The following is a 21772-nucleotide window of genomic DNA, read 5'->3' as shown; positions in this document are numbered from 1 at the left end:
GAATCTCGGATAAGTAGCTGAACGGCTGGGCCAGGATGAGCACCAGCACGAACGCAGTATCAAGATTCGAACGCCGCCCTGCGACCCGGTTCTTGCGCCCTTCCCGCCGCTAATCAGACTTGGTTTCGGCCGCCCGCTCATTCAACAGCGCATGCTCGCTCCTGAGCATGCGGGCCGGCCATTGCGCCAGCAACAAGATCCCCGCCATCAACCACAAGGGCGCCGCGCTGACGCTGGCCGCGGCAAGCAAGCCAAAGCCGATAGGCATCGCCACCGTCGCGCCATTGGTCGCCACCATGCGCAGGCCCAAGGCTTGGCCATGGCGGTCGGCCGGCGTGACCTGGTGCAACATCGCCATCACCATCGGCTGCACCGAGCCCAGCGCCAGCCCCAGCAAGGCCGACCCCAACATCAGGCCGGCCGTGCCCGGCAGCCAGGCATAGACGGCCAAGGTGGCCGTAGCCATCAGCATCGCCACCCGCAAAGCGGTGACCTCGTCTAACTGCTTTGACCAACGGATGATGGCCAGCCGCACCAACATGGCGGCGACCGAAAAAGACGCCAGCACCAAACCGATGCTGGAGGCACTCAGCCCCTTGGCATGGCCAATCACCGGCACCACAAAGCTGTGCGCGTCCCAGGCCGAGGCGAGCACCACATTCAAGAGCAGCAAATAGCGCAGCGCCGGTTGACGCAGCAGATCCCAGGCGGGCTTGGCACGGCTGGCCGCGCTATGAGGCTTGGGTGTATGGCGTGGCACCTTGACGATCATCACCCAGGCGAGGATCGGCAGCACCACGGCCAAGCCGAAGGCGGCGCGGAAGCTGACATAGTCGATCAAGACGCCGGCCGCCACCGGCGACAAGGCATTCGACAGCGCCGGCCCCAGCGCCATCCAGCCGAACACGCGCTTGAGCTCGGACGGCTCGTCGGCCATCTGCCCGCCCTCGCGCTGCATCGCCACCGCCGCCACGCTGAGCGCGCCGCCGCTGAGCAAGCAGCTGAAGCCTATCGTCCACAGGCCCTGGCCGAGCAGCGCCACCAGCGCCCCGACGAGCCCCATCAGCACCGCGATGCCGACCGGCCGGTGCAAGCCGTAACGATCGGCCTGCCGGCCCGCCCACATCGCCAAGACCATCGGCGCCACCGCAAACAGGCTCAACAAAACGCCGACCGCCCACTCACCATGGCCTTGGTGCAAGACCCACAAGCTGGCGGCGACACGGGTCACCGACATGCAGGCGTGAATGGCAATCAAACCGCCGATCAGCCAGGGGAAGGCGCGGCGCAAATCGGCGGCTGGGCTGGGCTGATTCAAAGTCTGACCTCGTCGATATCTTCACCGCCATCTGCCGAGGCAAGCTTCAACAAGGCCTGCGCCGCCTCATCCGGCAGTGCTTCCACATCCTTGAGCCTCTTCGTCATCACCCGCGTGCGGGTCTCGGCCAGATCGATGCTGTTGCTGGCCTCGTCGAGCTTTTTCTTGGTCTTGGCCAAGACCTCGCCGAACTTGCCGAACTCGGTCTTGACCGCGCCCAGCACCTCCCAGACCTCGGCCGAGCGCTGCTCAAGTGCCAGGGTACGAAAACCCATTTGCAAGCTGGTCAGCGTCGCCAACAAGGTGGTCGGGCCGACCAGCATCACCTTGAACTCACGCTGCAAAGACTCCAGCAAGCCCGGCCGGCGCAGCGCCTCGGCATAGAGGCCTTCGGTTGGCACAAACAGCATGCCGAAATCGGTCGTATGGGGCGGCGCGATGTATTTGTCACGGATGGTTTTGGCCTCGGCGCGCAGCCGCGTTTCGATCGCTTTGCTAGACAGCTCAACGCCGGCCGCGTCGGCGCGCTCCTGCGCATCCAGTAAGCGCTCGTAGTCTTCACGCGGGAACTTGGCGTCGATCGGCAGCCACAGCGGTGCGCCATCGGCACGCTGGCCCGGCAACCGAACAGCGAACTCGACCCGCTCGCTGCTGCCCGGAATCGTCGCCACATTGCTTGCGTATTGCTCGGCCGTGAAGACCTGCTCGAGCAGGCCCAGCAGCTGCACCTCACCGAAGATGCCGCGCGTTTTGACGTTGCTCAGCACCCGGCTCAGGCTGCCCACATCGCGGGCCAGGCCCTGCATCTCGCCCAGGCCTTTGTGCACCTGTTCCAGCCGTTCGGCCACCTGCTTGAAGCTCTCGCCCAGGCGCTGCTCCAGTGTCGCGTGCAACTTTTCGTCGACGGTGGCGCGCATCTGTTCGAGCTTCTTTTCGTTGTCCTGCTGGATCAGGCTCAGCCGCTGCTCGACCGTCTGAGCGAGTGCCCGCAGACTTTCGGCGAGGGCTTGCGTCTGGCGCTGTGCGGCCAGGTCCTGCGCCTCGCGGGCGGCCAGCGCTTGAGCGGTCTGCGCCTGCGCGCTGCCGGCCAGCCCACTGCTCAGCGCTTGTTGAAAGCGCGCCAGGCTTTGTTGCAACTCTTGGCGAGTGGCCCCGGCGCTGCGGGTCAACTCGTCGCGCAACTCGCGCTCCAGCCGTTCGTTGGCTTGCTGCAGCGTCGGCAGCAAATTCGCTTGGCCTTGCTCGGCCGCTGCGCCCCGGCGCAGTTGCAGCCAGAGCAACAAGATCCCCAAACTCAGCAGGCCGATGGCCGCCAGCAGCATCGCTTCGAAAACAGTCATGCTGGCATTGTGTCAGCAGCTCAGGTCCGCCGAAGTTCAAGCGTGCGTGCAGTGGAGCGACCAGCAAGGGCCCGAGCCCAAGGCCGACACCGAGGGCATTCCCTGCCCACAGCGGCCAGACTCTTGAGAAACAATCCGACCTAACGTTGATTCAAGACGTTCAAAGATCAAAAAATTACGCCAGGGAGATGAGATGAACAGAAGACTGATGCTTATCAGCGCCGCTGCCTTGCTCGGGGCAGCAGGCTTGAGCGGCCACGCGGCGGCGGCTTTGTCGGTCGGCGCCGACGCCAAGTTTGCGGCGCTCTCGCTGATCGGCGACAGCATCAACGTCGTGACCTTTCAGCCCACGCTGGGCAGCAAGATGGACCGCAATATCAAGCAGTCTGCTGCCATCACGAATGCACCGTTTGATGTCACCGCGCTGCGCGCAATTCAAGCCAGCGTCAAGCAAGCCATGGGCGCGGCTGAGGTCTTGCTCTACCGATCGCCATCGATTGAACTGTTTGGCGACCCATGGGCCTTGTTTGACGGCAGCAAACTGGTTCTGCCCCCTGACTTGGTCGCGGCGATGAAGAAAGACGGTGCCAGCCATCTTTTGCTGCTGACACGCAACCGCCAGGACGCAAAGCTTGCCACAACGCAGGGCAGCGTGGGCAGCGGCCGCTTGGAGGGCATTGGTTTTTACGTCGACCGGCAAAAGCGCATGAACAACAGCGCCACGCAGGAGAGCGGCATTGGCTTTTTGGCGCCCTACACCTATTTGCAGCTGTCCTTGGTTGACTTGTCGAACGCCCAAGTCCTGCAGCAGCAATCGATCAGCAGCTCTCAAACCATAGGTTCGCCGCGCAGCGAAGATGGTTTCGACCCCTGGAAGGCATTGAGCCCGGAGGAAAAAGTCAGCACATTGGAGCGCATGATCGAGCGGGAGGTGGGCCAAACGGTGCTCGAGCTGATCAAGCCGAATTAGCTCGAAGTGCCAGAAGCGCAATGGACCGAAGACGATTTCTGCAGTGCGGCTCGGGTGTTCCCTTGGCCGCAGCCCTGGCCGCCTGCGGCGGCTCGGGAGGGGAAGCTACGCCCGAACCTACACCCACGCCGACGCCCCTTCCTCCCAGCAGCGGCCCGGCAGCCAGCGAGTGGGATGCCCTCAGCGCACAGCTCAGGGGGCAGTTGATCCGCCCCGGTCACGCCGACTATGAACGACTGCGGCGCCCCGCCAATGCCCGCTACGACGCCGTCCTGCCGCAAGCGCTGATCCGCTGCGCCGGCACGGCCGACATCCAGGCCGGCTTGGCCTTTGCGCGCCGCTTGCAACTGGCCGTCGTGCCACGCGGCGGCGGCCATAGCTATATCGGCAACTCGACCGGCAGCGGCCTTGTCATTGACGTCGGCGGGATGGACGGGGTGCGTCTGGAAGGTGAGTTAGCCGTTGTCGGCGCCGGCGCCAAGCTGGCCGATGTCTACGAGACGCTGATTTCGCAAGGCCGCTGCATCCCATCCGGCAGCTGTGTCACGGTCGGTATCGCCGGCATCACCCAGGGCGGCGGTTTCGGCGTGATCGACCGCGCCTACGGTCTGACTTGTGACGTGCTGCGCAGCGCCCGCGTGATCAGCGCCGACGGCACCGAGCTGCTCTGCGACGAGGCGCACAACGCCGACCTGTTCTGGGCGCTGCGAGGCGGCGGTGGCGGCAACTTCGGCATCGTCAGCGAGTTCACTTTTCAGACCCATGCAGTGACGCCCTTGCAGCAGTTTTCGGCCAACTTCGCCTTGGCCGACTTGCCGGCGCTGCTGGCGGCCTGGAGCCAATGGCCCAAGACCATGCCGGATCAAATTTGGTCGCAACTGGTCGTGTCGAGCAGCGGCTGTTATCTATGGGGCGTCAGCATCGGCGACGAGGCGGCCCTGCTGCCGCATTGGCAGCGCTTGTTGGGCCATATCGGCCGCACTGCCTTGAACCCCACCGTTCAGGCGCGCAGTTATCGCGAGCTGATGTTGGGCGCTTGCGCTGGCTTGAACAACGCGCAATGTCACCTACCCGCTCAGAACCCCGCCGGAGTGCTGCGGCGCGTGGCGATGGCTGCCAGCTCGGACTTTTTCGACAGCCTGGCCGATCCGCAAGGCATGGCGGCCGCAATCAGCTCCGCCTTGTTGGGGCGCGCCAGCCCCGGTGGCGTGATTCTGAATCTGATGGGCGGCGCAATTGGCCGTATCGCCGCGGACGCGAGCGCTTTTGTGCACCGCCCGGCGCTGTTCAGCGCCCAATACGGCGCCGAGTACAGCCCCACAGCATCCAGCGCTCAAGTCAGCGAAGGCGAGCAATGGGCGCATGGCATGCGTGATAGCCTGCGCCCCTGGAGCAGCGGCCGCGCCTATCAAAACTACCTCGATGCCTTGATCACCAATCCCGAGCAGGCCTACTACGGCAGCAATCTGGCAAGGCTCAAACAGATCAAGGCGAAGTTCGATCCGACCGGCCTGTTCAAACCGGCGCAAGGTATCAGCGCAGCTTAGCCCGGCTTCGTGAATGGAGCAAAATGCCCGGTTCTGCTTGCTCCTGACTAGGCTTCTCTCATGTCCGCTCCCGGCTCACTGCGTTTCAGCACCCAAGCCATTGCCATCACCGCCGAGCAAGAAGACATTCAGGCCTCGGGCGAACGCGCCATCCTGATCGAGGCGGCGGCCGGCACCGCCAAGACCACCTCGCTGGCGCTGCGCATCTGCGAGGTGCTGGCCCGTGGCGCCACGCCGCGCCGCATGCTGGCGCTGACCTTCACGCCCACCGCCTGCCTGGCGCTGCGCCGGGCGCTGCAACTGGTGGCCGGCGACAGCCTGCCGCACAAGCAGGTGCGCGTCGAAACCTTTGACAGCTATGCCGCCAGCGTGCTCAGGCAAATGGAAGCACCGGCCGACGGCGATGACTCATTCACCCCGGCGCGCCTGCTGCACAGTGCCGAGCAAGCCAGGCCTTATGTATGGGCTGCCGTTGATGCGGTGGCCGACAACCCGCAAGAACGCCATGCCGAAGACCTCAGCCTCCCCTCGCATGGCGCGGAGTCTTATGTGGGCGAGTTCTTGCGCCGCACGCAAAGCATCAAGGGTCGCTTGTTGCTGGAGCTGAACCCGCCCGAGCAGGGCAGCGACAGCCCCGACTACGCCAACGACGAATTGGGCCTCGACTACAGTTTGCTGCGGGTGCTGCGCGCCTATGAACATCTGCGCCTAGAGTCGGGTTATGAGCAGCCGAACTTTCGCATGCCGCTGGACGCCACCTACGACCTCGCCCGACTGCTGCGCTCGGACAGCATCGGCGGGCCGGAGGAGTTGCCGCTGGGCCAATTCGACGGCATCTTTGTCGACGAAATGCATGACTGCAACGAGGCGATGTTCACGCTGCTGAAGGCCTTGTTGATTCAACCCAAGGTGTATTTTTGCGCCGTGGGTGACCGTGATCAGGTCATCCACCAGCATTTCGGAGCCGATGCCCGCTTCATGAGCCGCGCGCTTGACGCCGAATTGGGCCGCAAGCTGCAACGCCTGCCGCTGTCCTTGAGCTTTCGCTATGGCCCGGCGCTGGCCGGCTGGATGGCCAAGCTGGCGGGCAAGCCGATTGCGGCGCAAAAGCTGCGTCAGACCGAGTTGCTTGCCATCGCTTGCGAAGGCGCAGGCCAGCCCAAGACGGCAGCGGCCGTTGTCGGCGCCTTGCAGCGCTGGCGCGGCGAGCAGCGCAAGGACGATGTCTACAGCGACTGCGCGGTGCTGCTGCGGCGCGAATCGCAATCGGTGCTGCTGGAGAACGCGCTGCACGCGCAGGGCATCGCCTATCAATGCATGGGTTTTGGCAGTTATCTGCGCCGGCCCGAGGTGCTGTTTGTGCGCACCGTCTATGCCATCGCCAGCGGCCGGCTGGATACGCTGGGCGGAGCCGACACGCGCCGGCTGATCCCCGATGCGCTGTTCGAGATGACGCAGACCCCGGTACTCAAGGCCGACGACCCCGACTATCAATCGGCCGAGGCCTTTCTGCGCGAAGCCAGAGCCGCGGCAGCCGACAGCGAGCAGGTGGTCGCCAAGATCTTCAATCAGCACATCCTCGACTGGGCGCCCGCACAGGTCAGGCAGCGGCTTCAAAACGCGCTGCAAACGGTGCAAGCCGGGGGTGATTTCGCGGCCTTTCTCGCGGCGCTGGACATGGCGCGCTTTGGCCGTGATGTGTTCGTTGAAAAAGAGCGCCGCGATGAACTGCGCCGCCATATGCAAGGTTTGCTGGCGGCCTCGCTCGACTACGCCGGTGTGCTCGACTTTTTCAAATCGCTGCAGGCGCAGGACGAGGCGCAGGCGCAGCGTGTGGCCGGCCGCGCCGAAGGCAAGGTCAGATCAAACAAGAGCCGCCCGACCATCACCTTGGCCAGCGCCGCCCATGTCAAGGGCCTGGAGTTCGAGCATGTGCTCTTGCCCTATCTCGCGCAAGGCGTGTTCCCGGACGTCGAGGCCGAAGCGGCCGGCGAGAAGAATCTTTTTTACGTCGCCGCGACGCGGGCCCGCAGCCGGCTGACGCTCTTGGTCAATGCCGAACGGCCGAGCCCGTTTGTGCCGCCGGCCCTGATTGCGCGACTCTCGACTTAGCAGGCCCTTGATGGCGTGGATTTTGGAAAGGCCGGAACAGTGAACAGTGAAATGAGCTTGTCACTTGGTAGACAAACGCAGAGGTCTCACCTTGCCGCCAACCCACGCGAGAATTCTGAACTCGGCTACTTCCTCAACCAAACCAGGTAAGTGGCCAAACTGTTGTCACCCTTGATCACCATGATTCGGTCCTGCAGATACACAAGGTGGCGGACAGCAAAGGGGGAAATTTCAAAGCCCATCAAGTCGACACCATGTACCCGCACGATAGTTGGCTTGACTGCGGCCAAGGGGAGATCTGAGTCGGAGAAGATACTGAATTCGACGAAAGCCTGCGGATCTTTAGCTTCGGGGAACAGTTTTTGAGTCTTAACCACATTGGCAAACACCAAGCCATCACCCGCCGCAGCCACCAAATAATTCTCCGCGCCAAGCTCCCTTGAAACGTGCAACTTTTCGGCATCCACATCGCCATTGCTTGATCGTACGGGCTCAGCTGAAACCAGATCCAGCATGAGTCCGCGCAGCCCCGGATCTTGACCGGGTCCATTTGAGTCGTATTCAACTAAGGCCGGACCAGCCCAAATGATGTGACTCTTTGTCGCGCTTGTGACGGGCCTCAAAGGTGAGTTGTAGGTCCCCGTTGTGCTTTGCGAAATAGACTTCAGGGACTTGGCTATGGGTGCGCCCTGCGAGGCTGTCCAGACTGCATATCGGGCGGTACTTTCGGTCTGCCAAGTGGCCGTAACCCGCCCATTTGCGGCAGAAAGCTTGATACCTCCAATACCCCTTGCGGTCTTTGCCTCCAGCACCATCTCCGCCGTTTGGGGCCGCGCCAGAACATCAAAACTTTGCAGGACAAGATCAACCCCCGGGTAAATTTCACTGTCTTTGGTGTGTGCTGCCCAGATTCGATCACCATCTCCGGCAAGCGCCTCAATGGAATCGAAAGGAAACAGCGTCCCGGTTTCGCCATTGGTCAGTTGGCCGGTTTGATCGAAATGAAACATGCGCATTCGATTGCCCTCAACGGGCGCAAAAATCGCCACCCCCGAACTCAACCACACCACACCGGAGGCGTTGTACTTCATGTCCGACAGGTAGGAGTTTTTCATCAAGCCGGGGTACTCCCGCACGCTGTTGAGTTGGCCTCTCTTATCCAAAATAGCGATGGACAAACCAACTCGATCGCTGTCGCCGTTGGCGATGACCACCATGACGCGCTCGCCGAAGGCCTTGGCACCAATCGCCTCACCAAAATACGCTGCGCCGCCAGAGCTTGTATTCGGGCGAAGAACCGCCTGGGGTTTTGTAAACCCGTGTCCTGCATCAACGCCGTCCCAAGACTCCAGCACTTCAAGGCGGTCAATCAGCCCCGCGTTCGTGCCCGGTGCTGCGGCCAAGATCTTTCGAAGGCCCGAAGCTCCAGCGATTTTCGAAATTGAATCCGCCATCACGATCTTCTTCTGAACAATGCCAATCCTCGGCGCGTACCAGACGGACTCGGTCAGCTTCATGACGGGTGTAAGAACACCGTCACTTGAACGCTTAAACCGCATCAAGGCGATGGTGTCGACACGAACTGTAGTAAGGGTGCTGTCGTCCGTCAGGGTTACGGACTCATTGCCCATCACCCGGCGGTAGGCGGCGATGGTCAGTACATCTTCTTTCTTGTCTTGGTCAGCATCGAGGCCGGAGTTTGCATAGTCACGCTCAAGCAGTATGTACTGATCCCCTTGACGCACGGGGGATCTAAGCTCGGTCGATGCCAAGGCATCAGTATCGCTGGTACCAGGAAGTCCCGTGGGACCGCTGGCAATAATCAAGCCATCTTTGACTTCGAGTTTGGTCGTCGAGACGTCGTTATCAGCCCCATTAATTTCGCTTTCGACAAGCCCTTCGGCCGCAAGCGTTTGACTGACCGTACTTCGGTAGAACTGAGGACCGGTCCGATTGGCGGAAAGGTCTGTACCTCGATAGGTCCACTGCGAGCCGCTGCGCATAGGACGCAACAGAGTGGCGTCGGCATACAACACCTCGCCAAGCGGAGGCGCTTGAGGAATCAATGATTGACTGCTGCTGGGCGGCGGCGGCGGCGGGGCAACAATCTCATTCGAGTTCACATCGCCGCTCGCTCCCCCGCCTCCACCACCACAGGCGGACAAAAGGAAGCCCAGCGCGAGTATTTGCAGCCGATTGACTTGTTTTCTGAACATGAAAGCCCTCTCCTGTTTTTCTTGGTCAGCGATTGGTACTAGCTGCCGTCGTACTCAAGCGCCGCTGGCCGGATGCTAACGCATACTTTGTACTGATTCTCGCGGGTCGCTCCTTAGTTTGTGACAGACAAACGCCAGCTCCGGGCACCGAGCTGACTTCAAAATTGAGCGGCTAATCGAATCGGCCGGACACCCTGGCTTCAATCTTGTTCAAAATCTGCGGAGCCTCGGCGCAACCGTTCGCCTCCCGCCATGCCGGGAGTTCGCCCCGGCATCGGGCGGGTAGCGCATATCTGGCATGAATGCCAAGTTATTGACTCCAAGAGCAAAATCCGTATAGCTGCTCCGGGCACCCTCCTGACTTTGGCGACCGGCGGCAAAATACCCAGGGCTGCAAAAAGAAATTTGCCCTTGGCTGGAAAAAGGCAAGGCCTGACCCCCGCGCCTGTTTTGCTTTTCTTTATCCCTTTCATCCCCTCCATCCTGGCCAAAAGTTCCCACATTCGCCGCACGCTAATCTTCGCGTTGCCAGAGCCATTTCAGGTGACTCCCGCGAGCACGGAGGAAAGAAAGAAAACCGGCTCAGGGCACAGAGTTGCCATGCAGTCTGTGCCCTCGAAACGTCCCGTCCTGCGCAAGGCCAACCGTTCGAACAAGCGCCGCATGGCTGACGTTCGGTACGCCGGCCGTTTTGGTCAACGGCGGCTTGCGAACGACGGAATTTGAGGCACCAACAGCAAGAGGGCACCAATTTGACCGAATCAAAGGGCTGGCTTCCCAATTCCAATATGCACTGCCCCATGGCTCGAATCAGCGGCCCGCGGCAGTTCATTCAGTAGGGCAGCGCAGCCGCCTAAAGCTTTGCCACTGTGCGGGGCGATGTGCTGGATCTCTGCGGCCCCGCCTCAGGAATAGACCGACTGCCCCACGATTCATGCACCCGGTCGGATTGCGCTTCAATGCAGGCAGCTTGGCCGGAAGAATGAAGCTTCATGTCGGGCGGCGCGTATTGTTCGTCGTTGCCAGACAGTCTTCTTGGCGCAGCTCGTGGCTTCGGTCCGCGGCGCAAAAACAGCTGAAAACTCCCAATGAAAAGCTTCTCCAAACCCTCTCTCTCTCGCTTGCCATCGGCCATCCTGGCCTTGTCCCTGCTGGGCGGTTTTGCCGCAGGTTCCGCCGAGGCCGCTCAAGCGACGGCAGCAAGCGCCGTCGCTGAGGACAGTTTCGATGCGGCGCTCGCGCCATATTTCAAAACAAATCTTCCAGGCGTCTCGGTGATCATGACGCGCGCCGGCAAGACCATCTTTCGCAAGTCCTATGGTCTGGCTGATCTCGAAGCCAAGTCCGCCTTGCGCCCTGACATGATGTTTCGGGTGGGGTCGGTCTCCAAGCAATTCACTTCGGCGGCGATCTTTCAATTGATCGAAGCGGGCAAGTTGAAGCTCGATGACGATATCAATGCCTTGCTTCCCGAACTGCCAAACCAGGGCGCGAAGATCACGCTTGAACAAGTGCTCAGCCACACCTCGGGGCTGAAGGACTATGTCCGCTCACCCAAATTTGCCGAGACTGCCGGCAAGCCGATCACGCGGCAACAGATATTCGAGCTCTTCAAAGATGATGGCTTGGCATTCCCGCCGGGGCAGGGCTTCGCTTACAGCAACACTGGATATTTCCTGTTGGGAATGGTCATCGAAAAGGTCTCCGGAATGAGCTACGAGGACTACCTCGCCAAGCACATCTTTGAGCCCTTGAAGATGAGTCAAACGGCCTACGAAGGGCGGGAGCGTGACGCTCAGCGTCGGGTTGAAGGCTATATGGGCCAAGGTGAGAAGGTTCAGAAGGCTGACCCCATCAACATCGACATCGTCTATGCCGCAGGCGGACTGGTATCCACGGTGGATGATTTGGCCACCTGGGACCGGGCCATTGTTGAAGGCAAGTTATTGAAGCCAAGTTCCTGGGAGCTGGCAATGCAGCCTCACAAGATTCATGGCACTCAAAATGCAGGTTATGGCTACGGCTGGAACAACTATCAGATTCGTGGCGCTCGAGCGATTGGGCACGACGGCATCATCCCCGGCTTCAATGCCTTTGCCGTGAGGATTCCTGAGCATCAGTTGTACGTGGCTGTGCTCGGCAACAACGGTTTTGCGGCGCCGAACTCCGCTTACCTGGTGGAGAAGATTGCGGCCATCGCCATGGGCAACCCCTATCCCGAGTACAAGGCTATTCAGTTGGACGCGGACAGCTTGGAGAAGTTTGTCGGGGTTTACAAGATCAATGACAAGGATGATCGCGCGATCAGCCGCGAAGGCAATCGTCTCTTCATGCAGCGCAGTGGGCGCGGCAAGTTTGAAGTCTTGCCCTGTGGCCCGGCGGAGTTCTTCATCAAGGACAGCCCGAGCCGTGTGCATCTTCGCTTCGTGGCCGACGCGGCAGGTGCGTTTGAGCAGTTGATCGTCACGCAAAACGATCTGCCAAGCGCCGAAATCCGAAAAGCAGGGCGCTGAGCGCAGCGGGCAGGTCAGTCCGCAACAGCGGGGTTCAGGCCGTCAACTGAAGGGGCGGCCGGCGCCGCGCCCTCCCCCGTCGGCCACGCAAACTGGCCTACCCATGGCCAGACAAACCTCCGCTCCTGGCGGGTTCCTGACCTTGGCGACCGGCGGCAAATTGCCCAGGGCCGCAACAAAAAATTCGCCCTTGGCAGGCAAAAGGCAAGGCCTGACCCTCAGCTCCCCTACGCCTCACGCCCGCTCGCGCCCACCGTAAATCAACGCGCGCAATCGATGTCCTCCCGTCCTCGGACATATTGACGCTGGAGGCCGTCAACCTGGATGTCGTCATCGGGGGAGCCCCAAGCTTGATTGATTTCCAGAATGGCAATTTCTTCGTCGCCGGCTCGGTAATTCCGGATCAAACCATTGCCTTTGTGGTCGACCAAAACATCACCATCAACGGCATCACCAAGAGCGTCGCCTTTAGCTTCAGCACCCAAATTGGGGCCGATGACGATCATCTGTTCGTGATTCAAGCCTCGGTCAACGCCGTACCTGAACCCGCCAGTTACGCCATGCTGTTGGCCGGCCTGGGCCTGCTGGGTTTCGCCACCAAGAGGCGCCAAGGCGTTTGATTGAACCTCAAAAGCCAGCCACTGGCCGCCGAACAAACCGCTGCTTTGACAAAACCGACCCGAGGGTCGGTTTTTTATGCCCGCGCCGGATCGGACCCGTCTTGTCTGCGGCTGTTTCAAACTGACACCATGGGCCCTCCTCGCCCATGATCCGTTTGTCCCGATTTGACACAGCAGCATTCACGCCCAGGTCACCGCGCCCAGGCAGGATCGCGCCATACCGTTTTTTGGCGGTGGCTCCTCCAACCTGGACTCGATCATGACAAGCAACTTCATTTCCCGCGCCATTGCGGTCGGCGCTTTCAGCGCATTCACGCTGGCTGTCGGCTTGAGCTCCGCCCAGGCCGCCACACTCGCCGCCGATGGCAGCTGGTACGAATTCCTGGTCAACGCCGAGCTGACTCCGGTCAACAGCCCGAACAGCCTCGACTGGCTGGTCGGCTTTGACGATCCCAGCCCGGCTCACTTCACCTTCACGATCGATGCCGGCTTTGTCGGCAGCTTGACCGTGCTGGACACCGGCATCTCGGGCGACCGCTTCATCGTCAAGAACATGGGCGCCGCAATCGGGGAAACCAGCGTCGGCGTTGACGGCGATCCATTGCTGGAAGGCAGCTCCATCGCTGACTTCAACACCGCCCTGGCCAACCCCGACTTCAGCCGCGCTGTCTACACCCTGGAAGCCGGTAGTTATGACATCAGCGGCGGCTTGTCCTATTCGGTCAAGCTGGACGGCAGCCCAATGAATGTGAGCACCGGCGGCCTGCAACTGACCGTGGCCGCGGTTTCGGCCGTGCCCGAGTCAAGCACGCTGGCCAGCCTGCTGGCCGGCCTCTCGCTGTTGTCGCTGGCGCTGCGCCGCAAGAGCGCTAAGTAAACCCGCCCTGCATTCGGAATCCCTCATCATGTTGAAAACAACTCCCCTGCTGCTGGCCTTGATGGCCGCTTTTGGCCTGAACGCCGCACATGCCGTCAGCGCCGTGCAGCCCGCCCCGATCAAGGTCAAGATCATCGGCTTCAATGACTACCACGGCACGCTGGAAACACCCGGCAGCTTTGGCAAAAACACCGCCGTGCCTAGCGCCCAACGCCCGGCCGTCGGCGGTGCCGAATACATGGCCGCTTATGTGGCTCAAATGAAGGCCACCAACCCCAACACCGTGGTCGTCGGTGCGGGCGACTTCATCGGCGCCTCGCCGCTGATCTCGGCGCTGTTCTTTGATGAGCCCGCCGTTGAAACGCTGAACAAGATCGGCGTTGATTTCTCTTCGGTCGGCAACCATGAGTTCGACAAGGGCAAGGACGAGTTGCGTCGCTTGCAAAACGGCGGCTGCAAGCTGGGTGCCAATGGCATCCCGGAAGCCAATAGCTGCAAGGGCTTCGGCTCCTCGGCGCCCGGCACCTTTGACGGCGCCAAGTTCAAATGGCTGTCGGCCAATGTGATCGAAACCGCCACCGGCCGCACGCTGCTGCCGGCCTATGGCGTCAAGAGCTTTGGCGGCGTCAAGATCGCCTTCATCGGCATGACGCTCAAAGGCACGCCGGGCATCGTCACCCCCACCGGCGTGGCCGGCCTGGCCTTCAATGACGAAGCCGACTCGGTCAATGCCTTGATCCCGAAGCTACGCGCCCAAGGCATCGAATCCATCGTCGTGCTGATTCACCAAGGTGGCTTCCAGAACGCGGCGGCCGGCAGCGGCTTGAGCAACGCCAGCGACATCAATGGCTGCTTGAATGACCTCAAGAACCCGGACGGCAGCGCCAGCGAGATTGCCAAGGTCGTCGCACGCTTTGACAACGCGGTCGATCTGGTCATCAGCGGCCACACCCACGCCGCCTACAACTGCTCGAAGAACACCATCGACGTGACCGGCAGCAACGCCGCCAACACGGTCAGCACGCCGCGCGCCACCGGTCTGCCTAACAAGACCGGCCGACTGATCCCGGTCACCAGCTCGAGCGCCTTCGGTCGCGCCATGACCGAAGTTGATCTGACGATCGACCCGATCAGCCGAGACGTCACGACCGTCAGCGCCAACAACCGCTTGGTGGACCGCAGCGACGCCGCGATCAACAGCGCCATCGCCAACAACCCGGAAGTCAAGAACGTGGTGCTGGCCTACAAGGGCGCGGTCGCGCCGATCGCCGGTCAAGTGGTGGGCACCATCACCGCAGGCATGAGCAATGCGGCCAACAACGCCGGCGAAATGGAAGCCGGTGATCTGATCGCCGACGCGCAGTTGCAAGCGACCCAGCCGGCTGCATTGGGCGGCGCCGTGATGGCCTTCATGAATGCCGGCGGCGTGCGCAGCCCCGGCTTCGTCAAGCCCGCCGCTGCCAGCTACCCCTATGCGCTGACCTACGCCGACGCGTTCACGGTCCAGCCTTTCGGCAATACCCTGGTGACGATGACACTGACGGCGCAGCAGCTCAAGGATGTGCTGGAGCAGCAATTCGCCGGCTGCAAGGGCCAGACCGCCAACCGCGTGATGCAGTCCAGCAATGGCCTGAAGTACAGCTGGAGCGCCGCAGCACCGGCTTGCGCCAAGATCCAGAACGTGACGCTGACGCCAACCGATGTGACCGTCTACCCGCCGGTCGTGACGGGTGCTGCCGACAACATCGTCATCAACGGCGTGGTGCAGAACCCGGCCAAGACCTACCGGGTGACGGTCAACAACTTCACCGCCACCGGCGGCGACGGCTTCACGGTCCTGCTGGGCGGCAGCAATGTTCAGGGCGGCGCGCAAGACATCGATGCCTTGATCGCTTATCTGGCCGGCTACAAGAGCGCCGCGAACGCCTACAACCCAGGCAGCGCGGTGCTGAACAAGCCCCGCATCACACAGGCGCCTTGATGAGATGAAAAATTGCCGCCCACAGCTTGATGGCAAGCGGGTGGTGTCGACATGGAAACCAAGCGTGGCCAGGCTGATTTTTAGCCTGGCCATCTTCGTTTGCGGCGGCACCCAAGCCCATCAGCATCCGCATGCCCATGACCAACAAGCCTCGCAGCAGAGTGAGCCCGAACGGTTAGCGCTTCTGCAGGTCGCCCGCAAGGCCCTGGCCGCCGGCGACAGTGACAGCGCGCTGCGGCAACTCGACGCGGCCGCCATGATCAGCCATTCGGCCGACACCGAGCTGCTGCTCTTGCAGGCGCAGATGCAGGCCGGCGACTACCGCTCGGCGCTGATGTTCGCCTCGCACACCGCCGGCGCGCATATCCATGAGCCCGAGGCCTTGGCGCTCTATGCCTGGATGCTGGCCCTGGGCGAGCAGCGGGCCGAGGCCAAGCGCATGCTGGAGGCCGGCCTGAAGCGCCTGCCGAACGAGCCGACGCTAAGGGCGATGCAGCTGGCTTTGCCGGCTGCGGAGCCGCAGGCAGCGGCCGAATCAGACCCGGTGGCCGCCCTTGTTCGCCCCGGACCGCTGGCGATCGGTGCGCCGGTTCCCGCCCATGCACAGGCGCAGGGCAGCGGGCTTTTGCTTGACGCCGGTCGGCTCGCCTTGGTGCCACTGCTGCCCGGCCAAGCGCCGACCCAACTCTGGGTCCGCAGCGGTTTGGGGCACACCAGCGCTGCCAGCGTGATGCAACGTTTCGACAGCCTGGGCCTGGCCCTGCTGAGCCTGGATACACCGCTGCCCAGCGCTCAATCGCGCTTGACACGTGCACCCCGCGATGCCTTTGCCGGCAGCCCGGCCATCAGCATCGCCTATTTGGCCGCGCCCTCGCCGCAAGCGGCGTGGCCGGCCATGCACCGAGGCTTCTTGGGCCGCCTCAGCGCCGCCAGCCATCAACAAGGCTTGGGGCTAGGCGTGCCGGTCGCGCCGGGTGGCGGGCCGGTGTTTGACCAGGCGGGACGATGGATAGGCATCACCTTGGCCGACCCTCAGGGCGAACCCAAGCTGGCGCCACTGAGCGCCTTGCAAGCGGCACTGGGGCCCTGGTTCGACGCCGTCACTGTCCAGCAGCAGGGACCGCCCATCGCACTCGATCAGCAGTACGAGCAGGCGCTGCCTTTAGCGGTGCAGTTGCTGGTCGAAACCAAGCGCCCTTGAGACCTCAAGGCGCGGCGACAATTTTGTCCTGCGTCTTGCTGTCGAAATCTGCCGCCTCATGCCGCTCCCACAGCTGGCTGGCCGGCTCGCCCCAGGTGCGGTTGACCATGCGGCCGCGCTGGACCGCCGGGCGAGCGGCGATTTGCTTGGCCCAGCGCTGCACGTTCGCATAGCTGTCGACCTGCAAAAACTCGCCAGCGTTGTAAAGCAACCCTTCGGCCAGCGCGCCATACCAGGGCCAGACCGCGATGTCCGCAATGCTGTACTGATCACCGGCCAGATAGGGACTGAGGCCGAGCCGGCGGTCCAGCACGTCGAGCTGACGTTTGACCTCCATCGCAAAACGGTCGATCGGGTATTCCATCTTGCTCGGCGCATAGGCATAGAAATGCCCAAAGCCGCCGCCGAGGTAGGGCGCGCTGCCCATCTGCCAGAACAGCCAGGACAGGCATTCGGCGCGGCCGGCAGCGTCCTCGGGCAAGAAGGCGCCGAACTTTTCGGCCAGATGCAGCAAGATCGCGCCGGACTCAAAAACACGCATGGGCTGCGTCCCGCTGCGGTCCAGCAGCGCTGGTATCTTGGAGTTAGGGTTGACTTCGACAAAGCCGCTGCCGAACTGATCCCCGTCGTTGATGCGAATCAGCCAGGCGTCGTACTCGGCGCCGCTGTGGCCCAAGGCCAGCAACTCCTCCAGCATCACCGTGACCTTGACGCCATTGGGCGTGGCGAGTGAATAAAGCTGCAGCGGGTGGCGGCCGACCGGCAGCTCTTTTTCATGCGTGGCGCCGGCAATGGGCCGGTTGATGCTGGCGAACTGGCCGCCGTTGTCTTTATTCCAGGTCCAGACCTTGGGCGGCGCATAGGCATTCAAGCGGTCAGTCATGGGTTCAATCCTTCAAGTTAAGCGGGGTCAGCGGCTCCGCGCCGCTCAGCAAGGCGATCAGGTTGTCGACCGCCAGATTGCACATCGCCCGCCGCGTCGGCAGCGAAGCACTGGCGATATGCGGCGTCAGCACCACATTGCTCAAGGCCAGCAGGGCCGGGTTCAGGGCCGGCTCGCCTTCAAACACGTCCAGGCCGGCAGCGGCCAAACGCCCTGCGGCCAAGGCTTCGGCCAGCGCCGCGTCGTCAACCACGCCACCACGGGCAATATTGGTCAAGGTGGCGCTCGGCTTCATCAGCGCCAGCTCCTCGGCGCCAATCAGATGGTGGGCCTGCGGTGAATAGGGGACGACCAAGATCAGGTGATCAGCGCGCCGCAGCAACTCGTCTTTCGCTACCCACTGCGCGCCCAACGGGGCCTCCAACTCGGGGGCCAAGCGGCTGCGATTGTGATAGATCACCTGCATGCCAAAACCAAACGCGCCGCGCCGGGCGATCGCCTGGCCGATGCGCCCCATGCCCAGAATGCCCAGCGTCGAACCATGCACATCGGCGCCGGCCAAGAGGTCGATCGACCATTGGCCCCAGCGGCCGGCACGCAGGTAATGCTCGGCCTCGGTGATGCGCCGCGCCGCCGCCAGCATCAAGCCGAAGCCGAAGTCGGCGGTGGTCTCGGTCAGCACATCCGGCGCGTTAGTGACCCTCACACCATGCGCGCTGCAGGCCGCCAGATCGACATTGTTGTGGCCGACCGTCATCAGGCAGACCGCGCGCAGATCCGGGCAGGCCGCCAACAGCGTTGCATCGATCAGCTCGGTGCCGGTGGCAAACAAGCCGGCCTTGCCGGCTAGGCGGCGGATCAACTCTGGCTGCGGCAAGGGCGTGTCGTCGAGCGGTTCCTCGACCTCGAATTGTTCGCTCAGCCTGGCCACAATGTCGGGAAAGATGCGCCGGGCCACCAGCACTTTTTGTCGCGCAGCCAAGCCTCAGTCCTCCAAGAAGCGGGTGAACTCGGCCACCGCCGCGCGCTCGGTTTGCAGCGTGTTCTCGATCGCGTTCGGATCGGCATAGCCCAGCGCCATGCCGCACACCAGCATCTGCGTCGGGGGCAGGCTCAACTCCTCGGCAATCAGTCGGTGGAACTGCGTGAAGGCGGCCTGCGGGCAGGTGTGCAGGCCATGGCCGCGCGCCGCGATCATGATGTTCTGCAAAAACATGCCGTAGTCCAGCCAGCTGCCTTGCTGCATCACCCGGTCGATGGTGAACATCAGGCCGACCGGCGCGTCGAAGAAGCGGTAGTTACGCCCATGTTGAGCGTGCATGCCGGCGCGGTCGGTCTTGGCCAGACCCAAGAGACCGTACAAGTCCCAGCCGACCTTGCGGCGCCGGTCGATATAAGGCGATGCCCATTCAACCGGGTAGTAGGCATATTCCTCGCGGTGCTTGCTCAGCTCGGCCGGGTCGTTATGGGCAGCCAGAATGCGCGCACTCAAGCGCTCCTTGGCGGCACCGCTCAGCACATGGACCTGCCAGGGCTGAGTATTGGTACCGGAGGGCGCGCGAGCGGCGACGCGCAGGATTTCTTCGATCAAGCTGCGCGGCACCGGCGTGGGTAAAAAGGCGCGCATAGAGCGGCGAGTTTCAATCGCTGCCATCACGGCGGCTTGGTCTTGCGGGCTCGGGGTATCAAACAAATTCACTGGGGCAATCCTTTTGATGTGGCGTTGGCAAATGGCTTGCCCATTCTTGCATTGCGGGCGGATTCGGGGCTGCTCATGCAGCCCAACGCTGCCCACCATAACCGCATCGGCGGGCTCGCCCTGTCATGCAGGTGTCATGGCCGACAAGCAAGCAAGGTCGCGGAGGAAACCAGTCTTTCTATGCCCTCCCCCTAACTTGTTGCAATGCAGCAAAAAGACCTTGCAAAGTTACCGGAGCTTCATATACTTTGCTTTGTTGCAGCGCAACAATTCCCGCTGTCGAAGAAATTCTACAGACAACCATCTCGGGGTAGACCCCGATCAAGGAGTGCTACATGCTGACCACAGAACAAATCATCGCCGCTCAAAAAGCCAATGTCGAAACGCTGTTCGGTCTGACAAGCAAGGCTTTCGAAGGCATTGAAAAGCTCGTCGAGCTGAATATGCAGGTCGCCAAGACGGCATTGGCCGAAGCCGTCGAGTCCGCTCAAAGCCTGATGTCCGTGAAGGATGCTCAAGAACTGCTGGCCCTGCAATCTACCCTCTTGCAGCCGAGCGCCGAGAAGGCCGCTTCTTACAGCCGTCATCTGTATGACATCGCCAACAGCACCAACGCCGCCATTGGCAAGGTCGCCGAAGCCCAAATCGCCGATGCACAGTCGAAGTTTGCCGCCGTGATCGACAGCGCCGCCAAGAACGCACCGGCCGGCAGCGAAAACGCCGTCGCCATGGTCAAGACCGCCGTGGCAGCCGCCAACAGCGCGCTTGAGTCGATCCAACAAGCAGCCCGCCAAGCCAGCGAAGTGGCCGAAGCCAACTTCGAAGCCGCCGCCGACACCGCCGTCAAGGCTTCGCAGACCGCCGCCCGCAACGGCAAGCGCGCAACTGCCTAACTAGAAGGTCCAAGCCAAGACCATGGGCCACGGCCCATGGGTATTGCAACAAAGCCCGGCCCGATCGCCGGGCTTTTTTACGTCCGCAGCGCCCTTGCTCGCTGCCAATCCAGCCCGGCGGACGATGAATTTCAAAGTTATTTGCTGCGCCGCAACAAATAATGCTTGCAAATCATTTTGAAGTCCCTACAATTCATTTTGTTGCAGCGCAGCATTTAACTGTGCAGCAGCTTGCGAATATCCGCAAGACGAATTTCATTTGAAATCAACCGGGGGTCGCCCCCCACACAGGAGCACACCATGCTGACAGCTGAACAATTCTTCGCCGCCCACAAAGCCAATGTCGAGACTCTTTTCGGCCTGACCACAACCGCCTTCCAAGGTGTTGAGAAGTTGGTTGAGCTGAACATGCAAGTCGCCAAGACCGCCCTGGCCGAAGCCGTTGAGTCCACCCAAGCCGTGTTGTCGGTCAAGGACGCTCAAGAGTTGCTGGCGTTGCAAGCTACCCTGCTGCAGCCAAGCGCCGAAAAGGCCGCTTCGTACAGCCGCCACGTGCAAGAAATCACCAGCAGCACCAGCGCCGAAGTTGCCAAGGCTGCCGAAGCTCAAGTGGCCGACGCTCAAGCCAAGTTCGCCGCACTGGTTGAGACCGCTGCCAAGAACGCACCGGCCGGTTCCGAGAACGTGGTGGCCCTGGTGAAGAACGCCATCACCACCGCCAACAACGCACTTGAGTCGGTCCAGAAGGCCGGCAAGCAAGCCGCTGACGTGGCTGCCGCCAACTTCCAAGCCGCGACCAACTCGGCTGTCAAGGCATCGCAAACCGGCGCCCGCGCCGCCAAGCGCGCTGCCTAATTAATGAGGGAGGTCGGCTTGGTCTGACCTCAACATTATTCAAAGCTCAAAGAAAGGCCCGGTGCTTGCACCGGGCCTTTTCCATTTCAGGGCCGCATTTGCAAACGGTCCAACTGATCGGCAACCAATTCCAGCCGCAACAAAGGGTTATCCAGTTGCATCAAGCGCTGACGCTCGTCCGGCGGCAAGGGCAGCAACTCGCACCAACGGTTGGCCAACCAGCCACAGTCACTCCACCGATAGGGCGGCTGCAAGGGCAGATCCAGCGCCGCCGCGCCCTGTTCCAATTTGTGCAACAGGGTTTGCAACAGCTCGGCCGCAGGCAACAAGTCGACCGGCACCGCAACCTCGGCATCGTCAGCCAGCAACTCGGCCTCGCCCGACCACAGACCATGTGAAGCCTGCTCGGTGCTCAACAGCCTGAACCTTTGCCCCCCCACACAGCGCAGCTTGTACAGGCCGGCCTGCGGTTTTTCTAAAGCAGAAATATGCGCGAGTGTGCCCAGAAGGTTAAAGCGCTCGCGCGCAAAGCCGTCCTGACCGGGCTGCCGACGGCGCACCTCGCCGCCCTCCAACAAACTCACCACGCCGAATGCTTGCCCGGCCTTATGGCAGCGCTCCACCATGTCCAGATAGCGCGTCTCGAACACCTGCAGCTGCAAATAGCCCCCCGGAAACAGCACCGATTGGAGCGGGAACAGCGGGATCGAGTTGGGGTTCATAAACGCAGGCCAGGTTCAAGCTTGA

Annotated in this window: 18 protein-coding genes; 11 read left to right on the top strand and 7 right to left on the bottom strand. The window is 62.0% G+C overall.

From position 1 onward, the window contains the following. Positions 1 to 109: 109 nt before the first annotated feature. Positions 110 to 1318, bottom strand: coding sequence for an MFS transporter (locus LNV07_RS18725; protein ID WP_263572691.1), 1209 nt, complete (start codon positions 1316 to 1318; stop codon positions 110 to 112). Next, a complete protein-coding gene (rmuC, locus tag LNV07_RS18720) occupies positions 1315 to 2658 on the bottom strand; it encodes a DNA recombination protein RmuC (protein WP_263572690.1) in 1344 nt (447 codons plus the stop codon). Before rmuC ends, LNV07_RS18725 begins: the two co-directional genes overlap by 4 nt. Positions 2659 to 2851: 193 nt before the next feature. Here rmuC and LNV07_RS18715 point away from each other — a divergent pair, with 193 nt between their 5' ends. Genes LNV07_RS18715 through LNV07_RS18705 form a run of 3 tightly spaced genes read left to right on the top strand, consistent with a single transcriptional unit; the run spans position 2852 to position 7287 of the window. Then, complete coding sequence (locus tag LNV07_RS18715) at positions 2852 to 3628, top strand: hypothetical protein (RefSeq protein ID WP_263572689.1); 777 nt, start codon at positions 2852 to 2854, stop codon at positions 3626 to 3628. 20 nt (positions 3629 to 3648) lie between these two features. Then, positions 3649 to 5175, top strand: a complete 1527-nt coding sequence (locus LNV07_RS18710) for an FAD-binding oxidoreductase (RefSeq protein ID WP_263572688.1) — start codon at positions 3649 to 3651, stop codon at positions 5173 to 5175. A gap of 60 nt (positions 5176 to 5235) precedes the next feature. Continuing rightward, on the top strand, positions 5236 to 7287 hold the full coding sequence (locus LNV07_RS18705) for a UvrD-helicase domain-containing protein (protein WP_263572687.1): 2052 nt from the start codon (positions 5236 to 5238) through the stop codon (positions 7285 to 7287). A 125-nt stretch (positions 7288 to 7412) separates the two neighbouring features. Here LNV07_RS18705 and LNV07_RS18700 read toward each other — a convergent pair whose 3' ends face one another. Then, positions 7413 to 9503: a hypothetical protein gene (locus LNV07_RS18700; protein WP_263572686.1), complete on the bottom strand. Its 2091-nt coding sequence runs from the start codon at positions 9501 to 9503 to the stop codon at positions 7413 to 7415. Positions 9504 to 9755: 252 nt separating this feature from the next. Between LNV07_RS18700 and LNV07_RS18695 the strand changes: the two genes are divergently transcribed. The 6 genes from LNV07_RS18695 (at position 9756) to LNV07_RS18670 (ending at position 16695) form a co-directional block, all read left to right on the top strand. Then, positions 9756 to 10229, top strand: a complete 474-nt coding sequence (locus tag LNV07_RS18695; protein ID WP_263572685.1) for a hypothetical protein — start codon at positions 9756 to 9758, stop codon at positions 10227 to 10229. A gap of 362 nt (positions 10230 to 10591) precedes the next feature. Next, complete coding sequence (locus tag LNV07_RS18690; RefSeq protein WP_263572684.1) at positions 10592 to 12016, top strand: serine hydrolase; 1425 nt, start codon at positions 10592 to 10594, stop codon at positions 12014 to 12016. A gap of 350 nt (positions 12017 to 12366) precedes the next feature. Beyond that, positions 12367 to 12636, top strand: coding sequence for a PEP-CTERM sorting domain-containing protein (locus LNV07_RS18685; protein WP_263572683.1), 270 nt, complete (start codon positions 12367 to 12369; stop codon positions 12634 to 12636). Positions 12637 to 12895: 259 nt separating this feature from the next. Continuing rightward, a complete protein-coding gene (locus tag LNV07_RS18680; RefSeq protein ID WP_263572682.1) occupies positions 12896 to 13513 on the top strand; it encodes a PEP-CTERM sorting domain-containing protein in 618 nt (205 codons plus the stop codon). A gap of 28 nt (positions 13514 to 13541) precedes the next feature. Next, complete coding sequence (locus LNV07_RS18675) at positions 13542 to 15494, top strand: bifunctional metallophosphatase/5'-nucleotidase (protein WP_263572681.1); 1953 nt, start codon at positions 13542 to 13544, stop codon at positions 15492 to 15494. Positions 15495 to 15558: 64 nt separating this feature from the next. Beyond that, positions 15559 to 16695: a serine protease gene (locus tag LNV07_RS18670; RefSeq protein ID WP_263572680.1), complete on the top strand. Its 1137-nt coding sequence runs from the start codon at positions 15559 to 15561 to the stop codon at positions 16693 to 16695. A 4-nt stretch (positions 16696 to 16699) separates the two neighbouring features. Here LNV07_RS18670 and yghU read toward each other — a convergent pair whose 3' ends face one another. From yghU to LNV07_RS18655, 3 genes are read right to left on the bottom strand one after another with little or no spacing between them, the layout of a single operon-like run. Continuing rightward, the gene (gene yghU / locus LNV07_RS18665) at positions 16700 to 17578 is read right to left on the bottom strand and encodes a glutathione-dependent disulfide-bond oxidoreductase (protein WP_263572679.1); all 879 of its coding nucleotides are present in this window, start codon (positions 17576 to 17578) and stop codon (positions 16700 to 16702) included. A gap of 4 nt (positions 17579 to 17582) precedes the next feature. Then, on the bottom strand, positions 17583 to 18560 hold the full coding sequence (locus LNV07_RS18660) for a 2-hydroxyacid dehydrogenase (RefSeq protein WP_263572678.1): 978 nt from the start codon (positions 18558 to 18560) through the stop codon (positions 17583 to 17585). 3 nt (positions 18561 to 18563) lie between these two features. Further along, positions 18564 to 19232 (bottom strand): nitroreductase, encoded by a 669-nt coding sequence (locus tag LNV07_RS18655; protein WP_263572821.1) that lies wholly within the window; start codon positions 19230 to 19232, stop codon positions 18564 to 18566. 380 nt (positions 19233 to 19612) lie between these two features. On the opposite strand from LNV07_RS18655, the gene phaP reads away from it, so the two are divergent. Beyond that, a complete protein-coding gene (phaP, locus tag LNV07_RS18650) occupies positions 19613 to 20170 on the top strand; it encodes a phasin family protein (RefSeq protein WP_263572677.1) in 558 nt (185 codons plus the stop codon). A 300-nt stretch (positions 20171 to 20470) separates the two neighbouring features. Further along, on the top strand, positions 20471 to 21025 hold the full coding sequence (locus LNV07_RS18645) for a phasin family protein (protein WP_263572676.1): 555 nt from the start codon (positions 20471 to 20473) through the stop codon (positions 21023 to 21025). 86 nt (positions 21026 to 21111) lie between these two features. Here LNV07_RS18645 and LNV07_RS18640 read toward each other — a convergent pair whose 3' ends face one another. Then, positions 21112 to 21747 carry an LON peptidase substrate-binding domain-containing protein gene (locus LNV07_RS18640; protein ID WP_263572675.1) on the bottom strand — a complete coding sequence of 212 codons (636 nt, stop codon included), beginning with the start codon at positions 21745 to 21747 and terminating at the stop codon, positions 21112 to 21114. Positions 21748 to 21772 lie beyond the last annotated feature (25 nt).

The organism is Roseateles oligotrophus (assembly GCF_025717515.1).
In the GTDB taxonomy this organism is placed as follows: domain Bacteria; phylum Pseudomonadota; class Gammaproteobacteria; order Burkholderiales; family Burkholderiaceae_C; genus Paucibacter_A; species Paucibacter_A oligotrophus.
Note: the sequence above shows the minus strand (reverse complement) of the source record. Positions and strands in the feature narration are given on the sequence as shown.

Coding starts and splice junctions, on each gene's coding strand:
- rmuC (WP_263572690.1), bottom strand. CDS start 2,658: ATGACTGTTTTCGAAGCGATGCTGCTGGCGGCCATCGGCCTGCTGAGT.
- LNV07_RS18715 (WP_263572689.1), top strand. CDS start 2,852: ATGAACAGAAGACTGATGCTTATCAGCGCCGCTGCCTTGCTCGGGGCA.
- LNV07_RS18710 (WP_263572688.1), top strand. CDS start 3,649: ATGGACCGAAGACGATTTCTGCAGTGCGGCTCGGGTGTTCCCTTGGCC.
- LNV07_RS18705 (WP_263572687.1), top strand. CDS start 5,236: ATGTCCGCTCCCGGCTCACTGCGTTTCAGCACCCAAGCCATTGCCATC.
- LNV07_RS18700 (WP_263572686.1), bottom strand. CDS start 9,503: ATGTTCAGAAAACAAGTCAATCGGCTGCAAATACTCGCGCTGGGCTTC.
- LNV07_RS18695 (WP_263572685.1), top strand. CDS start 9,756: ATGCCGGGAGTTCGCCCCGGCATCGGGCGGGTAGCGCATATCTGGCAT.
- LNV07_RS18690 (WP_263572684.1), top strand. CDS start 10,592: ATGAAAAGCTTCTCCAAACCCTCTCTCTCTCGCTTGCCATCGGCCATC.
- LNV07_RS18680 (WP_263572682.1), top strand. CDS start 12,896: ATGACAAGCAACTTCATTTCCCGCGCCATTGCGGTCGGCGCTTTCAGC.
- LNV07_RS18675 (WP_263572681.1), top strand. CDS start 13,542: ATGTTGAAAACAACTCCCCTGCTGCTGGCCTTGATGGCCGCTTTTGGC.
- yghU (WP_263572679.1), bottom strand. CDS start 17,578: ATGACTGACCGCTTGAATGCCTATGCGCCGCCCAAGGTCTGGACCTGG.
- LNV07_RS18655 (WP_263572821.1), bottom strand. CDS start 19,232: ATGGCAGCGATTGAAACTCGCCGCTCTATGCGCGCCTTTTTACCCACG.
- phaP (WP_263572677.1), top strand. CDS start 19,613: ATGCTGACCACAGAACAAATCATCGCCGCTCAAAAAGCCAATGTCGAA.
- LNV07_RS18645 (WP_263572676.1), top strand. CDS start 20,471: ATGCTGACAGCTGAACAATTCTTCGCCGCCCACAAAGCCAATGTCGAG.
- LNV07_RS18640 (WP_263572675.1), bottom strand. CDS start 21,747: ATGAACCCCAACTCGATCCCGCTGTTCCCGCTCCAATCGGTGCTGTTT.